Genomic DNA, 16,237 nt, shown 5'->3' with positions numbered 1-16,237 from the left:
CAGGTCGATTAAGACCTGATCCTTTTGGACATAGAAAAAAGCAGAGAAATCTCTCTGCTATAATTGTGCCATGCTTTCTTTTAAAGTATGGATAATGAATGAGGCGTCTTCATCAGTGATATTTAGCGGTGGTGCTAGCTGTGCCACGTTATTATAGCCAGCCACTGTATCGCCATTTTTCCCAATGATCAATCCTCGTTTTTTACATTCTGCAATCAATTGACCGACTACACTTGGATCAGCTGGCTTTTTTGACGCCTGATCCTGCACAAGCTCAATCCCAAACAGCAGGCCTTTTCCTCTCACATCACCGACAAATGGATGCTCTTTTAACTCTTGCAAACGATCGAGCATGTCTTGGCCAAGCTTGCCTGACCGCTCCACTAATTGCTCGTTTTCCATGATCTCTAGGTTAGCAAGCGCAACCGCACAGGAAGCAGGGTGACCGCCAAATGTATTCACATGCCGTAGCCTGTCATACGTATCTTCTCCTGCATACGCTTCATAAATGTCTCGTTTCACGCACGTTGCAGATAGCGGTAAATATCCACTTGTGATCCCTTTTGCCATGGTGATAATATCTGGTTTTACCTCTTCATGCATAAATCCAAACCGCTTTCCTGTCCGGCCAAAGCCGCATATCACTTCATCCACAATGAGGAGCGCCCCATGATCTTCACAGATTTCTTTCACCTTCTTCAAATATCCTTTTGGCGGCATTAAGATACCGCCTCCTGTAATCATCGGCTCCATGATGACGCCAGCAATGGTCTCACTTAATTCCCACGTCATAGCTTGATCGATTGCATCAGCACTTGCCAAGCTCTCTTGATCTTCAGGATGCCGGTACATATCAGGCGGTGCGACATGGATAAACCCCTGCCCTAACGGTTCATATTTGTACTTACGCTGCGCTTGACCCGTTGCGGCTAGAGCTGCTGCTGTATTGCCATGATACGATCGATATCGGGAAATGAATTTTGTTCGTGTACTCTCTCCCTTTTGCGCATGATATTGTTTGGCTATTTTAAATGCCGCTTCGTTCGCTTCAGAACCACTGTTAGAAAAAAAGATCACATAGTCCCCGCCTAGCCATTCATTGAGCTTCTCAGCCAGCTGAATCGCTGGCACATGGCTTTGTGTCAGTGGGTAGTAAGGCATCGTATTTAATTGCCTATACGCCGCTTCTGCAAGCTCTTTACGTCCATATCCGGCATTTACACACCACAACCCTGACATCCCGTCTAAATAGCGATTTCCATGAATATCTGTCACCCATGCGCCTTCTGCCTCATGAATCACCATACTTTCATTTTCTTTGTTTGTCCCTTTCATATGATGCCAAATGAACTGATCATCTTTCGCCTGAAGATCTTGTGCGTTATGTGTTTTCATCTTCCCACGCCCCCATGTATCCGTTTTCATCATCAAAGAAGCTTAAACCGGTCCTGCATATGACCTCTCCATTCATTATATGGATAAAAAGTGAGGCATATGAAACTGAAACAAGACCGCCCATGTCGTTACTCTCATTATAAAAAAGGGGCCAGACACATTACATTAGACAGATCGTCAACTGATTGAAAAGAACCATGAGACACTCTACTTGATCCCTTGGCAAATCTAACATATACCGTTAATGGCGATTCCCCTGTAAAAATTCATAAGCAAGGATCGCAAATTCAAGCGCTTGACGTTTCGGCGCTTGCATCATATCCTCACCAAGTAAAGCATGAAGCTTATCCAATCTGTGATAAAGCGTCTGCCTCACAATATAGAGCTGGCTTGCGGTTTCTTTTTTAGAACCGTTTGTCTGTAAAAAGATATTCAGCGTCTGATAGAGCCTGCCGCTATTTTGTTTATCATATAAAATCACCGGCTCTAAATACTCTTTCACCATGCATTCTAATAACCCGCTTTCTTTCATGACAGGCATCAACCGAAGCATATGTAAATCTTGATAAAATGGGCTTTCTACCCGCTGCGGCATCACTTTCTTTAAATGCAGCACTTCTTTCGCTGCTTGAAAACTTTTTCTCATGTGCTGAAATTGCTCACAATATGAACCGATTCCATAATTGATGACTGCCTCGCCGGGCTGCTCACGGTCATATAATTGCGTGATGTCGTTTGCCGCTTTTTCTGCACGCTCTTTCCAGTCCTCAACTTTTCTTGTATTCAATAAGATAAATAAGGTTTGTCCTTGATGCTCGTACACAATCAAATGGAAACCAGCACGCTGAAAAATAGAGCGGCAAGAGACAAGAAAATAAAGATTCCCTGCGATTTCTTCTATTTGGTGGTTTTTTTGAAAGAGCATCACCACACAGCCGGTCGGTTTTTTCAGCCCTTCTGTCTCCTCAAGGTGTTCTATGATCTCTCTTTCTGTATGATCTTCATGAAACCATTTTTGCAGCCATTCATTCTCTTTTGTCTTCTTCAGCTCTTCTGTATACAGCTCTCTTAATGTTTGCTGGGCAAGGGCATTCGCTCCTTTATCCATCACAAGCAGTTCAAATTCCGAGAGCGTGTTCGATTGATGAATGAGGACGAGGTCTGCAAAGGTTTGTTTGAGTGCAAGGACTTGTTTTTGCGTCACTTCATATCCTTTTGGTAATGAAGCATATTGCAAATAATTCATCACAAGCTCTTCTGTTTGTTTGGAAGAATCACATAAAATAATCGGCTCACCTTGAACAGGGATCAGCAGTAGTATCCCTCTCACGTGCTGATACACTTGATCCAAAATATCCATCTGCGGATGAGGAGTTAGTAAAAGCTCATTCAGCTTTGACGACAAGGCTTCTAAATCTGCCATCATCTGATACTGACGTTCAATCATCATCGTATGGAGATGCTGTGTAATATTGACGAACTTCACTTCTTTTGTAAACAGAATTAGCGGAAAATCACGTTCTTCTGCATAAATAATCAGTTCTTCCGGTACATCAAACCGGAGCGGTACAAACTCAATACATAATCCAGCCGCACCTGAGTCAATCAACTGCCTTAAAAACGCCTGAAAGACTTCCAATTGATCATGGAAGCCTGCGGCCGTCGTTAAAATCAGCTCGCCTCCGTTTAACAAATCCTCTACAGCAGGCACTTCAAGTACATGTACCCATTTTACCTGCCGAAACAATCCCTTTTCCCCAGCTAACACTTTCGCATGCGTAAAATGCTTCGTTTTTAACACATCACTTACTTGAAAATGAACATCTACATTCATTCATAAGTCCCCCTTTGTTTGCCGTCCCCTATCCCAGAGGGTGCATGGATAAAATCCATAATAAAACAGGTAAAGTCACAATACTTAAAATCGTACTGAGAAACGTCGTGCTTGAGACAAACTCAGGCTTCGTTCGAAATTGCACAGCCATCAGCGTTGTATTCGCCGCAGTCGGCATCGCTGCAACTAAAATCATAATTTGTTTCACCAAATCATCTACCGGTAAAATAAGCGTAAAGCCGAATGCGATGAGTGGTGAGATAAACAGCTTCAGCAGCACCGCATAGGAAATATTACGATAATCCACTTGTTTAAAAGAAATCACTGCGAGCTGCATACCTAAAATTAGCATAATCGTTGGTATCGCTGCATCCCCGACAAGCTGAACACCTGTCATAAGCTCTTTAGGTAATGAAAGGTCAATGAGCTGAAATAATAGACCAAGAAGAGCCCCGTAAGCAACCGGCATACGCAGCACTTTTTTTAGAACGACCTTCAAGTCTCCCGCGTCCTCTCCACCTTTTGCTGCATAATACATGCCGATCGTACTCATGACGAGCTGCTGAAGGACCATTAGCACAATCGCAATATCTAAACCAGCTGCTCCAAAAACAAGAAGGACAACAGGCGTGCCGTAATTTCCATTATTCATAAATGCTGATGACAAAATCATGGCACAATACGTTTCATTCGAATACCCGTAAATTCGAGATAAAATGAAGACACATAAAACAAGTGAAAGACAAAGCCCTACGACAAATATAGATAAGTACACATAGTCCATCGATACTTTATTTTGATAAAAGGTTTCAAATGCAAGAAATGGTGACATTAAATATAAAGACATTGATGAAAGCGTATGTATATCAAAACCAATTGTCTTCTGCCCAATATACCCTATAAGGAATATGCCGAACACTGGCATTAAGACAAGTAAAAATTCCATGAAGCACCTACTTTTCTCTAGATGAATTCCTTATTTTTTCTACCCTCTTATCATACCACTGATCATCAATAAAAAAGAAGCACCCTTATGAAAGGTCGCTTCTCTCCTCATCCATATAAAACACTTCCCATAAATGACCATCACGATCCTGAAAGCTCCAGCCATACATGAAATCATGGTCTTGTTTTTCTTTAAACGGTGAACCACCAGCTGCGATCGCACGCTCTACAAGCTCATCAACCTCTTCCCTCGTCTCGACCTGTAAAGAGATAATGACCTCTGCGCCATTTCTGGCATCTACCAATTCCTTCTCTGAAATGGATTGGAAATGCTTAAGTGATAACAGCATGACTGTGATCGTCTCATTCATCACAAAACAAGCAGCATGTTCATTCGTCAGTTCTTGTTGAAAGTCAAACCCCAGCTGTTCAAAGAAAGCCTTTGACTCATTCACATGCTTAACCGGCAAATTGATATACAGATGTTTAGATTGTCGCCCCATATCCCTCTCCCTTTGTAAAACATCATTTCCATTCAGTATATTCGTCTTTTCATTTGGCATCCCTTTGTCGCATGAAAAAATAAGCGGTAAGTCTCATTACCTTTTTTTAACAAAAATGTATAATGAATATCGTGCACAATACTAAATGAACTAGGAGGTTTTCTTAATGAAAACAATCGCAAAATCTTTGATGCTCTCCACCACTGTCCTTTTATTCGCTTCACCTATTACACAGACAGCTGATGCTGCATCTATTCAAACGAAGCAGGTGACAGCAGAAAGTGATTTTCAGCTTCCTTCAACAACAGACACCATTAAACAAAACATTGAACAATCTTTCCAAAAACAAGAAAAGTGGCTACAAAAATTAGAAGTGATTGCCGGACAAGAAAAACGTGAACAATTTGAACAGTTTTTCAACCAGCATGTAGGACCTGATTTAAAAAATCTTTTAGAAGAGTCTGATCTTACATGGAAACAAGTAGAAAAAACGATTTATCAATCTCTTGTTAAATCAGACGTTCCATTTTTAGCTGCCAAAAGCATTGCCCATTTTGCTACAGTGGCATTAAAGAAAATGTAAACATACAGAAAAGCGCCTCGCATAACTGCGGGGCGCTTGTTTTGGTTATTTCTTATATTCAATATGGTACACGTCTCTTCTTCGGTCTTTTAGCTGACGAACCGTCCCATCTTGACGCTGCCTTCTTAATATTTCTAAGTCGACATCACCGACAACTACCATTTCAATATTCGGGTTGCACTCACCTACAATGCCATCTCTTGCGAATTCAAAATCAGATGGTGCAAAGATGGCTGATTGTGCATATTGGACATCCATGTTTTCTGTTTGCGGAAGGTTTCCGACCGTTCCAGAAATGACCGTATATATCTGATTTTCAACCGCTCTCGCCTGCGCACAGTAACGCACTCGTAAATAACCTTGACGGTCTTCTGTACAGAATGGAGTGAAAATAATTTTCGCTCCTTTGTCAGCTGCAATTCGAGCAAGCTCAGGGAATTCAATATCGTAGCAAATTTGGATCGCAATTTTACCGCAGTCCGTATCAAATACCCGGACTTGGTCACCAGCTGAAATCCCCCACCATTTTCTTTCATTCGGCGTGATATGCAACTTATATTGCTTTTCAATCGTTCCATCACGTCTAAATAAATAGGCGATATTATAGATTTTCCCTTCCTCTTCAACGAAATGAGAACCACCGATGATATTAATGTTGTACTTGACCGAGAGATCTGTAAACAAATTGATGTAGTCCTCAGTATATTCTGTGATCCGCTGCACTGCTAGACTTGGTGATCTCTCTTCTAAATATGACATAAGCTGGGTTGTAAAGATTTCCGGGAAAACGGCAAAGTCAGCTGACGCATCTGATGCCACATCCACGTAATACTCCACTTGATTCATAAACTCTTCAAAGGAATGAATTTGCTTCATTGCATATTGAATGACACAAATTCGAACCGGAAACGCCGATTTATAATATCTTTTCGACTGCGGGCGATAATCGACATTGTTCCATTCCATTAGCGTTGCGTACGTACTGGAAGCTTTATCATCCGGCAAGTAATTCGGATTGATCCGCATCAGGCTAAATTCATTTAACAGCTGAAAAGATAGCACTGGATCATAAATTTGGTGCAGCATGACTTGCTCTACATATTGGCGAGGCGTCATTTCCTCTTGATATTTATGATAATTCGGGATACGTCCGCCAATAATGATGCTTTTTAAATTTAATCTTCTCGCTAAGTCTTTTCTTGCTTCGTATAAACGATGACCGATTTTCATCCGGCGGTACTCAGGACTGACCATTACTTCAATTCCGTACATATTCATCCCATCTGGATTATGGTTTGTGATATATCCATCATCTGTGATGTCCTGCCATGTGTGACGATCATCGTATTCATCAAAGTTAATTAATAAACTTGAACATGAGCCAATAATTTCCCCCTCGAATTCCGCACAGAACTGACCTTCTGGGAAATGTTCAAGGTGGCTTTCAAGGTGCTCTTTTTTCCAAGGGTCCATGCCTGGAAAGCATACCTCTTGCAATGCGATGATTCGGTCGATATCTTCTTCTCTAATATTTCGAATCACCATTCTTTTTTCAAATCGCGTTAAATCTAGTTTTTCTGCCATGATGTATTGCCCCCTTACTGATCCTCTTTTTCAAGCTGATGGAATAGCTGGAGCAATTCGATTTCAGCCATGGATTCTAATCTCACATCATATTCTTCAAACTGCAGTGTGCTCGTCACTTTATTTGGCACGATGACACATTTCATACCCGCTCGTTTGGCAGCGATTGACCCATTCACAGAGTCCTCAAATGCCACGCAATTTTTTGGCTCAACGCCTAAGCATTGTGCGGTTTGCAAATAAAGTTCTGGGTTAGGCTTCACTTCTTCCACATCGTCTGACGTGCGGATACATTCAAAGTAATCGAAAAGTCCAATTTGTTTGAGGTGATCAGACACCCATTTATAATCTGAGCTGGAAGCGAGTCCAATCTTAATTCCAAGCTCCTTTGCCGCTTCTAAATAAGCTTCTACACCAGGTCTTGCTGCTTCGTCCTTCATTCTCTTTTGAAAACGAGAACGCCGGTCCGCTGTAAGCGCCTCATGATCTAATGTCTTCCCTAACTGCTCTTCCAAATATTCAAAAGGCTTAAAACCCGCCTGCGTTCCAATCACATTTCCCCATACAGACAGAGGCAGCTCCGATTCATGCTCAGCAAACATTTCCTGCAGAACCTCATATTCATGTGTTTCTGTATCTAAAATTAATCCATCAAAATCAAATATAATCGCCTTTACCAAAGAGGCCACTCCTTTTTCCGAAAGTCTGAAATATCTTCCATACTGCTATCATATCGTGAATAAAATTGACTTTCAAAGATGAATGTCTGCTAAAATGATTATGTATAAAAGGAGCCTGCATCGTTTGGTCAGGCTCCTGTCATGTTCGATTCTTTCTGCAAGAGATCCAAGCGCTCCGATTCGTGGAGAATAGACATTGTTGAAAAAGAGCGGAATTGGTATTACAGATCTTGAAGGTTTCTCCGTTCCCTTAAAAATAGTATGTGCGACGACCTTGTAAGTTAACAAGGAAGTTCACACCAACTTTTACGCATTTTGAAGGTGACGGCCTGCAAAATCATCTAAATCAAACGGGAAAGAAAAGCCGCACGCATTAACTTGTTCACGGTTGAGTTCAAATAACTCACGATCTCGTTTTGTGATATGACGCTTCGGCTTTAAAATAATGGTATGTAATAACTGAAGACCTGATAAAATACGAAAAGCATCATCCATTGTCCCGTTATACACACCATCAATGAATGTAAGCGGGGGTTGTTTTTCCTGCTCTTCTCCATTTACGGAATGGGATAAAAAATCTTCAATTTCCTTTGATATTTCTTCAATTTCCTGCTCCTGAAGGTCTGTCGCAGCTTTCATTAATCTCACGTGGCATCTACCTCTCTGTCGTTATTACTCCATTCAGAATAGCACAGAAAAAAAGTCATTCGCTAAGGTAAGTGTTTCCTATATATACCCAAAGAGAGGACGAATATCATGATCATAAAAGGACACACGCTCTCCCTAAAAGTAGGAGAGCAGCAAAATGGCATTTCCTTAAGTCAATTTTTAAAAGGCGAAGTGTTTGCCTCTAAACCGATTATCCATTTTTGGATGGAGCACCAAAAAGTCCGTCTCAATCAAAAAACTGCCCACCATGCTGCAAAAGTGAGTACAGGTGATCAGATTCTCATTGATTTATTTGAGACGGAAGAAAGTGATGTGACGCCAGAATACGGTGAATTAGAGGTACTCTTTGAAGACGAGCATTTATTAGTTGTCCAAAAGCCTGCTGGAAGGCCGACGCATCCAAATGAAAAAGGACAAACAGGTACGCTGGCGAACCTAGTCGCTTTCCATTTTCAAGCAAATGGAGAAGAAAAGCGGGTCAGACATATACATAGGCTGGATCAAGATACAAGCGGCACCGTCATTTTTGCCAAACACAGGTTGGCACATGCTGTACTCGATCAAATGCTTTCAAAAAAAGCGATTAACAGAACGTATCTTGCCATCGCACAAGGACTGTTTAAGAAAAAGAAAGGAACGATCCAAGCTGCCATTGGACGTGATAAACACCATGCCGTCAGAAGGAGAGTTTCTCCTACTGGTCAAAGCGCCAAGACTCATTATGAGGTCTTCCATCTCAATAAACGTTTACAGATGACGGCCGTCAAGCTGCAATTAGAAACAGGCAGAACACATCAAATTCGGGTTCATCTTAGCAGTCTCGGGCATCCTTTAGCTGGCGATACATTATATGGTGGGAAGCGTGACATGATAAACAGATGCGCCCTTCATGCCAAACAAGTAGACATGAACCATCCATTCACAGGTGAAAAGCTGACGATAGCAGCACCGCTCCCACCTGATATGGCTGAATTAATGGACAATATGTAGAAAAAAGAGCCTGATCATACAGGCTCTTTTGACGTTAGACAGATGCTCTTTTCGCATAAATAATGTACCGCTCTGGTGCGTTGCCGACAAAATGAAATGGATAGCAAGTGGTTAACACAAGCTCTTCTTTTTTATTTTGTAAGGTAATAATGGATGTATCATGCTGATCCACAATTTTCGTATGCGTGATTTCATAAACAAACTCACCATACGGTACAGTGATTTTCAGCTGATCCCCAATATCCAGTTCACCAGTCCGGCGGAAGACCGTGTCTCTGTGTCCCGACAAAACGATTTGTCCATTTTGATCAGGATAATAACTGCCTTTATAATGACCGACTCCTTTGGCAAGGTCGTCCGCATCTGTCCCTTCAACAATCGGCAAATCGGCGTTTAATTTCGGAATGGTCAGGATGCCAGAGGCTTTCCCCATTTCAGGTGCAAACTTTTTCTTTGTCATTCCTTGATCAGTTTTTACGACCTTCTTTGCTTCCTCTAATGATTGTGCTGTTTGTAAGTGAGTAGAAGCGATTTGCCAAATTCCCCAGCAAAGCAGCACAATTCCCGCTGACATGACAATCACTGCAAGCCACTTTTTCATGCTTTAACTCCTTCGCCCTTGGTGATGATTCTTTAGCTTGCTGCTGCCTTTTCTTCTTGCTTCGCTTGTTGAATTCGGCCCTCTTTTTGATACACAATAGAAGCTCCCTCGAAGCTCTTTACAAAAGCGACTGTTGCTTCTAAATCTTCTGGGCCTGTCTCCGGATTCTTCCCTAGCCGTCCAATCGGCGCATACTTACTTCCAGTGGCAGTCGCCATGAAGTTGTTCACTGTGAGTGTATACGTTTTATCGAAATCAACGGAAGAACCATCAGGCAGTTTTAAGTCGACTACTTTATATGTTAACGGATCGTACGAATAAGAAAAGCCTGAAATGCTATAATCCGGTCCAAATTGAGGAGATATTTGAGCTTCAATGATATCAACTAAGTCTTTCCCCTTGATGTCCAGCTTCACTAAAACATTTCCGAATGGCTGAATATTAAAGAGGTCTCCCCAAGTAATGGGTCCTTTTTCGAGATTTTGTCTGATGCCGCCGCCATTCATCATGGCAAAGTCACTTTTCATTGAATATCTCATGCCATCAGCAATAAGGTTGCCAAGTGGTGTATCACCATCATTTGAATAGCCGCCCTCCATCTTGACCCCTGCTTCTCCAACAACCTCACTAATAATCGGCTCAACTTCTTTTCCGTAATGAGCTAAAATGTCCGCTGCTTCCTTATCCTTTTCAATACCAGCCTGGTCTACATACTGGATGTTTGCACTCTTTTTGACAATATCTTTTGTTTTCCTGTCAAGTGTGACATTGACTTCTCCAATCGCCTTTCCATATTCAAAGGCTTGGACAATTAATTTTCCATTCACTTCTCCATTGACCACTTCGTGATTATGGCCAGCGAAAATGACATCAATTTCGTCATCACCTTCTTTGGCGAGCCTTGCGCTTTCTCCAGTAATGGTATCACCATTTTGAGAGGCGGTCATATGAGCCAGAACCGCTATCGCTTTAATCCCTTTTTGCTTTAATTCTTTCGTTGCTTCATTGACAGCTTGGACTTCATCAGTAAATTGAATGTCTTTAATTCCTTCTGGCATGACCATACCTGCCGCTGATGTTGTCACAACCCCGATAAAAGCTACAGGAATTCCTTCGACATCCATGATTTCATAGGCTGGTAAAAGTGGTTTGCCAGTATCCTTATATTCACAGTTTGCACAAACAAGCGGGAAGTTCTGCCCATCGTATCCTTTTGTGCCTTTCGGGTGATCTCCACCTTTTAAGATGCGCAATAGTTCATCCACACCTTCATCAAACTCATGGTTGCCAACTGTCCCAACATCAAAGCCGATGTTCTCCATTAGTTCAACGGTTGGTTCATCTTGTAAAAGAGAAGATATTGGCGAGCTTCCGCCTATCATATCTCCTGCATGAACTGTTATCGTATTTTTTTGCGCAGCCTGCTTTTGTTTCATATAAGCCGCCACATAATCCATCCGTCCATACGTTCCTTTACTGCCATCACCTTTTACATCCAGCTCATATTGCTGATCAATTTTACCATGCAAATCATTCATGCTTAAAATGGTTAATGGGACTTCACTGGATGATTCTGACGCCTGATATCCAGCCTGCTCTGCTTCTTCTTTAGAAGCAAAAAAGATACGTTTATCCACATCGATCTCATTCCAGCTGTCAGGTGATACGTAGGTTTTTGCAGATGAATCACCCACATAACGAGTGAGTCCTTTTTTCTGCTCGCGTGCTCTAAATTCAAACGGCTGTTCTAGCAGAGGATCTTCTTCATTCCAAATACCAAGCCCTTTTTCCTTGGCATCTTTCACTGCTTGCTGGAACATCAGATACTCTTTTTCATCTCCAACAGGCCAAATGAAATAAGTAGGGGCATATCCTTTTTTCACAAGCTCTAGGTTCGTATTCAGCCCTTTTTTGGTTTTGACTTGAGCTAAAAGACGTCCATATCCATCCTTTGCTTCCGGGCCAATCTTTAATGTGACTCGATCACCACTTGAAAGAAGGGTTTTTAAATAATCCGTCGCTTTTTGTCCAAAACGCAGCTGGTTTTGATCTAATTCATTTTTTGGCTTGTGGTAGGTTTCTGGTGTGTCCATATTCACGAAGCGTACCTTTGTTGTGCCGAGCACAGGCTTCTTCAAATGAATGGTATCTCCATCCACAACACGATCTACCGTTGCCTCATATTCTTTTTTGATTTTTGGCGGCTTTGGCTGGTGCTTCAGCAATTTGACATCGGTTTTGTGTCTTGGAAGTACTTGCAGCGTATCGTATCTGCTTAAAACGCCAGTAAACTCATACCATTTTCCGGTCTTCACTTGATCAATGGCACCCGTATCAACCATGACTCTAAGGACTGTGCTATGATATTTTTTATCAATGATGGCCACATTGTATCCACCGCCAGCCGGCTGATCTGGCGCCTGTTCTACATAGCCTTTTACCTTCACTAATTTTCCTTCATATTTACCTGCCTGATCCGTTTCCAATTGTTTCACTGAAACTTTTTTTGGCGAAGGCAATGGTTGATTCACAGCATCAATCTTCAGATGGTCTTGATCTGGCACAATTTCAATGAGCCCTTTATAAGTCGTGATCTTGCCTGTCACCGTGACCTTCATGCCAGCTTTTAGTTCTGGGAAGTTTTTAGGCTGCGCAGAATAAATATTGAGACCAGCTGTTTTGTCTTGGATATATGTTGATAGTTTCCCATTCCCTATAGCGGATTGATCTGCTGTTACGATACCGCTCACCGTCACCGTTTCTCCTATCAGTTTGCGAGCTTTTTTTATGTTCATCGGCTTTGTTTGTTTCCACAAAGTGTCCTTCTTCTCAGAAACACTAAACGGCTCAGCTGTCATGATACTAGGCAGTAAAGATTGCAGGCTAAATATCACCAAAATCAAACAACAGACCATTCGAATGGATTGTATACGTTTCATTAGATTTCTCCCCTTTGAACTTCATCTCTTCTAGTGTACAAAGCAAATATTGAGACTGGATGGATTTCGTGTAAAACTTATCTCAATTACTTGGAAACGTAATAATCACACGTGTCCCTTCAAAGCTTTTGCTCTCAAAACGAATGGTACCGCCATGGCTTTCAATAATCTTAATGGTCATCATTAATCCAAGACCCGTGCCTTTTTCTTTCGTTGTGTAAAAAGGTTCACCTAATTTTCCAATCTCGTCTTCTGGTATGCCCTTTCCTTGGTCTTCAAATATCAGCATCATTTGGTCGTTTTTCAATAATGAAGTCACTTGGATCACACCTGTTACTCCATCCATCGCTTCAATTCCGTTTTTAAGAATGTTAAGGAACACTTGTTTTAGTTCATTTGGAATGCCTTGAATATGAGGCAGAGAGGGAGCCAGATTCTTTTGAATCGACACTCCTTTTAAGACCGCCTGAGATTCAACGACCATAATGACTTCTTCGAGCAGAAGATTCACATTCACCGGTTCAAATTTAACAGATTTGCTTCTAGAGAGCACAAGGAACTCGTTAATAATAGACTCAAGCCGATTAAACTCTGACATCATCACATCGGCATAATCCTTCTGATACTTTTTACTTTGAATCATTAGCTGTAAAAAGCCTTTTAACGACGTAAGTGGGTTACGTATCTCATGGGCAATACCAGCTGCCAGCTGTCCAACTGCTGACAGCATTTCAGACTTCATCAGCATTTTCTCAGACTGTTTTTGACTTGTAATATCCTCTGAAATCCGCATGACAGTAGACTGCATTTTGTCAGGGTCATCGATTCGGTGTAAAGAGACTCTTTCCCATCGCTCACGCCCTGATAAGTCCTGAAAATACAACTCACCTGTCCAGCTGCCTTCTCTTAAACACACGTCCCATTGTTTCGCTAGATCATCACATTGACACAACGCATAATAGACAGAAAAAATATCTTTTCCGATCAAGTCATATTCATGCTGCTGTACAAACTGACAAAAGCGCTGGTTGACACACTGAATGACACCTTCTCCTGTTGCAACCACAATATGAATATGGCTGTTATCAAGTGCTGTCACCGCAAGATGAAGAGCCTGCTTCAATTTCGTCATTTCGGTCATCTTGATCCAGGTCATCACTGCTCCCTCGCGATCTTGATCATAGAAAGGCGTCATATGAACCGTGAATTGTTCTCCTTCGTTCGTTTCAATTTCACGTTCGATCACGCGCCTATCTGAAATGACAGATTGAATATCCTGATAGAGCATTTCCTTCGATAGCTTCTTCACCATCGACTGAAAAGTTTGCTGGTGCCGGGTTTGAGCTGAAGTAAATAAAGAGGCAGCTGTAGGAGTGTGATAGCGAATATTCATTTCCCGGTCCACAAACAACGTGGCAAGTTCTGGCTTCACAGACGGCCGGTACAGTTCTTCTCTTGTCACCTTTAAGTTGTTTATGATATTAATAAAATGCTCGTTTGTTTTCTCGCGCACTTCTATTTGCTTGTTTTTTTCTTTTAATTGAGCCCTTGATTCTTGCTCCTTTTGTTTGACCTCATTGAGCTCATTTTCTAAATCGACAATTCGCTGTTGATAAACCGAATTCTGCTCTGACATCCCTTTGTCCCTGCCGTTCTTTTGATTTTTTCCTCTCTCACTCATCCGAATGAGAATGACGTATACTCCTTTAAAACGGCGATCAAAATGTTTCACTGTAAAATCAGCATACTGCTTTCTTCCATTTTCCGAAATGAGGACATGTTGAAAGTCAACCTCAGTCTCTTCAGTCCACACCTTTTGAAAGCTTTGACTTAGTATCTCTTTCATATAATCAGGGGTTACATATTCACATAATTCATCTGAGATTTCTGCATGCGCTAAGAAAGAATAGGCACCGTTTGATATCGCGAGAATTTGCTCGCAATCGTCTATGATGAAACATGCATCATACTCCTGCTCTACTTCTTTCATATATTGGACAGCTCGTTCTTTTAACTCCGTACGACCTGCATTGTATTTAGGAACGTTTGAGTGGGTGTAAATGTTCCACTTTTCATTTAACAAATGAAATAAACGAGGGATATTGGGTACCTTTTCATTCGGTCCTAATATCAACATCCCTTGATCCTTTAGTGCATATTGGAATCGAGATAAGACTCGTTTTTGTACTTCTGGCTGGAAGTACATCAGAACATTTCGGCAACTGATAAAATCGAGGTGGATAAAAGGTGAATCAATCAATAAATTGTGAGGAGCAAAGACAATATGTTTTCTAAGCGACTGCTTCACAATAAAAGCGTCACCTTTTTTTTCGAAATATCGCGCCCTCCATTTTTCTGGCATCCGTGCCATAGACTCAAGCGAATAAACACCTTTGCTTGCACTTTGGATGGCTTTCCGGTTGATGTCTGTTGCAAACACTTGAAGTTCAATGGACACTTGTCTTCGTTTCATTTCTTCTAAAAATAACATCGCAAAAGAATAGGCTTCTTCACCTGTAGAACATCCTGCAATCCAAATGCGGCATCGAGATTTCCCATTTTTCATTGTGTTTTCAATGATCGACGGAATGATGTGATGTTCACATACTCGAAAGGCTTCCATATCTCTAAAAAAGGAAGTCGTTCCGCTTAAAAGCTGTACATGCAGGCGATCAAGCTCATCTGGTTCTCTCTCTAATAAACGATCGTACTCGGACAATAAGGAGATCGATTGGTTCGCACTCCTCATTCTTTTTTGAATGACAGAGAGCAGCCTGCGCTTCTCATAGGTTGAAAAAGCAATTCCTTTATGCATTTCAAGACGTTCAATCATTCTGATCAAAACAGGGTCTGCAACATCTGTATGCGGAATGTTGATGATGTTGGCTATATATGACGCAAGTGCAGAAGGGTCTTGAAATGTTTGATGATACATACGATCAAACCCACTATTTGTCTCACTGCACGATATGGCTGTACCGCCTTGCTCAACGATTTGAAGCAAACCACTTCCTACACAATAGCCTTTTTGAAAAAAGATCGCATAGGCCTCTTCCTTTTGCACATTGGCAAGTGACTGAAACAACGAATTCACAGCACACGCCTTGTTCGTAGGATGCTGCTCTGTTATGTGTAGCCGTTTGTCTTCTGTCAATGTCACAGCTGCATGCTGCGGACAAAAATAAATCGTATTTTTCATGACTTTCTCACCATGCTTAATCGGCTTTGCCCGGTAGCCAATCGGTAAAACAAGTGCTTCCAAATCAGTTACACAATCGCCTGTCACATGATTTTGCACAACAATAAAAGAGGCATTTAATTCCTGCGGAAATGATTGAAAAAAAGCCTCAAGATGATGCTGTTCAAACGGCGAAACACCGATGCCAATCACTGGTGCCTGCACATGTTCGTCTTCTATCAAACGATTAATGATTTTGTCCTGCATCTGGTACCCCCATGTTCATTCGTCTGATACATTTTTTCGACAAAAAGGAAGAAAACCCTCTAATTGTAA

General features: G+C 41.6%; 12 protein-coding genes. 2 read left to right on the top strand and 10 right to left on the bottom strand.

Going from position 1 to position 16,237, the window contains the following annotated elements; all coding sequences use genetic code 11:
• Positions 1-57: 57 nt before the first annotated feature.
• The 4 genes from MHI41_RS04710 to MHI41_RS04695 all read right to left on the bottom strand — a co-directional run bounded on the left by MHI41_RS04710 (position 58) and on the right by MHI41_RS04695 (position 4,677).
• A complete protein-coding gene (locus MHI41_RS04710) occupies positions 58-1,395 on the bottom strand; it encodes an aspartate aminotransferase family protein (RefSeq protein ID WP_057079762.1) in 1,338 nt (445 codons plus the stop codon).
• Between the two features lie 241 nt (positions 1,396-1,636).
• Positions 1,637-3,229 (bottom strand): PucR family transcriptional regulator, encoded by a 1,593-nt coding sequence (locus MHI41_RS04705; protein ID WP_212339171.1) that lies wholly within the window; start codon positions 3,227-3,229, stop codon positions 1,637-1,639.
• A gap of 28 nt (positions 3,230-3,257) precedes the next feature.
• On the bottom strand, positions 3,258-4,175 hold the full coding sequence (locus MHI41_RS04700; protein ID WP_007497064.1) for an AEC family transporter: 918 nt from the start codon (positions 4,173-4,175) through the stop codon (positions 3,258-3,260).
• An 85-nt stretch (positions 4,176-4,260) separates the two neighbouring features.
• A complete protein-coding gene (locus MHI41_RS04695; protein WP_008349030.1) occupies positions 4,261-4,677 on the bottom strand; it encodes a VOC family protein in 417 nt (138 codons plus the stop codon).
• 166 nt (positions 4,678-4,843) lie between these two features.
• Between MHI41_RS04695 and MHI41_RS04690 the strand changes: the two genes are divergently transcribed.
• Complete coding sequence (locus MHI41_RS04690; RefSeq protein ID WP_007497062.1) at positions 4,844-5,260, top strand: hypothetical protein; 417 nt, start codon at positions 4,844-4,846, stop codon at positions 5,258-5,260.
• Positions 5,261-5,305: 45 nt separating this feature from the next.
• On the opposite strand, the gene MHI41_RS04685 is transcribed toward MHI41_RS04690, so the two are convergent.
• From MHI41_RS04685 to MHI41_RS04675, 3 genes are all read right to left on the bottom strand, one after another.
• Positions 5,306-6,844, bottom strand: a complete 1,539-nt coding sequence (locus MHI41_RS04685) for a bifunctional GNAT family N-acetyltransferase/carbon-nitrogen hydrolase family protein (protein ID WP_007497061.1) — start codon at positions 6,842-6,844, stop codon at positions 5,306-5,308.
• A gap of 14 nt (positions 6,845-6,858) precedes the next feature.
• Positions 6,859-7,524: an HAD family hydrolase gene (locus tag MHI41_RS04680; RefSeq protein WP_268357606.1), complete on the bottom strand. Its 666-nt coding sequence runs from the start codon at positions 7,522-7,524 to the stop codon at positions 6,859-6,861.
• 306 nt (positions 7,525-7,830) lie between these two features.
• Positions 7,831-8,172, bottom strand: coding sequence for a DUF5365 family protein (locus MHI41_RS04675; RefSeq protein ID WP_342494596.1), 342 nt, complete (start codon positions 8,170-8,172; stop codon positions 7,831-7,833).
• Between the two features lie 108 nt (positions 8,173-8,280).
• On the opposite strand from MHI41_RS04675, the gene MHI41_RS04670 reads away from it, so the two are divergent.
• Positions 8,281-9,183, top strand: a complete 903-nt coding sequence (locus MHI41_RS04670) for an RluA family pseudouridine synthase (protein ID WP_342494595.1) — start codon at positions 8,281-8,283, stop codon at positions 9,181-9,183.
• A 34-nt stretch (positions 9,184-9,217) separates the two neighbouring features.
• Here MHI41_RS04670 and MHI41_RS04665 read toward each other — a convergent pair whose 3' ends face one another.
• The 3 genes from MHI41_RS04665 to MHI41_RS04655 form a co-directional block, all read right to left on the bottom strand.
• Complete coding sequence (locus MHI41_RS04665) at positions 9,218-9,784, bottom strand: class D sortase (protein ID WP_342494594.1); 567 nt, start codon at positions 9,782-9,784, stop codon at positions 9,218-9,220.
• Between the two features lie 32 nt (positions 9,785-9,816).
• Positions 9,817-12,723, bottom strand: coding sequence for a 5'-nucleotidase C-terminal domain-containing protein (locus tag MHI41_RS04660; protein WP_342494593.1), 2,907 nt, complete (start codon positions 12,721-12,723; stop codon positions 9,817-9,819).
• 82 nt (positions 12,724-12,805) lie between these two features.
• Positions 12,806-16,168, bottom strand: coding sequence for a CheR family methyltransferase (locus MHI41_RS04655; RefSeq protein ID WP_342494592.1), 3,363 nt, complete (start codon positions 16,166-16,168; stop codon positions 12,806-12,808).
• Positions 16,169-16,237 lie beyond the last annotated feature (69 nt).

The organism is Bacillus sp. FSL M7-0307 (genome assembly GCF_038627835.1).
In the GTDB taxonomy this organism is placed as follows: Bacteria; Bacillota; Bacilli; order Bacillales; family Bacillaceae; genus Bacillus; species Bacillus altitudinis.
The sequence above is the reverse complement of the archived record's forward strand: the minus strand, read 5'-3'. Positions and strand labels throughout refer to the sequence as shown.

Coding starts and splice junctions, on each gene's coding strand:
- MHI41_RS04695 (WP_008349030.1), bottom strand. CDS start 4,677: ATGGGGCGACAATCTAAACATCTGTATATCAATTTGCCGGTTAAGCAT.
- MHI41_RS04665 (WP_342494594.1), bottom strand. CDS start 9,784: ATGAAAAAGTGGCTTGCAGTGATTGTCATGTCAGCGGGAATTGTGCTG.
- MHI41_RS04690 (WP_007497062.1), top strand. CDS start 4,844: ATGAAAACAATCGCAAAATCTTTGATGCTCTCCACCACTGTCCTTTTA.
- MHI41_RS04670 (WP_342494595.1), top strand. CDS start 8,281: ATGATCATAAAAGGACACACGCTCTCCCTAAAAGTAGGAGAGCAGCAA.
- MHI41_RS04700 (WP_007497064.1), bottom strand. CDS start 4,175: ATGGAATTTTTACTTGTCTTAATGCCAGTGTTCGGCATATTCCTTATA.
- MHI41_RS04660 (WP_342494593.1), bottom strand. CDS start 12,723: ATGAAACGTATACAATCCATTCGAATGGTCTGTTGTTTGATTTTGGTG.
- MHI41_RS04710 (WP_057079762.1), bottom strand. CDS start 1,395: ATGAAAACACATAACGCACAAGATCTTCAGGCGAAAGATGATCAGTTC.
- MHI41_RS04685 (WP_007497061.1), bottom strand. CDS start 6,844: ATGGCAGAAAAACTAGATTTAACGCGATTTGAAAAAAGAATGGTGATT.
- MHI41_RS04655 (WP_342494592.1), bottom strand. CDS start 16,168: ATGCAGGACAAAATCATTAATCGTTTGATAGAAGACGAACATGTGCAG.
- MHI41_RS04705 (WP_212339171.1), bottom strand. CDS start 3,229: ATGAATGTAGATGTTCATTTTCAAGTAAGTGATGTGTTAAAAACGAAG.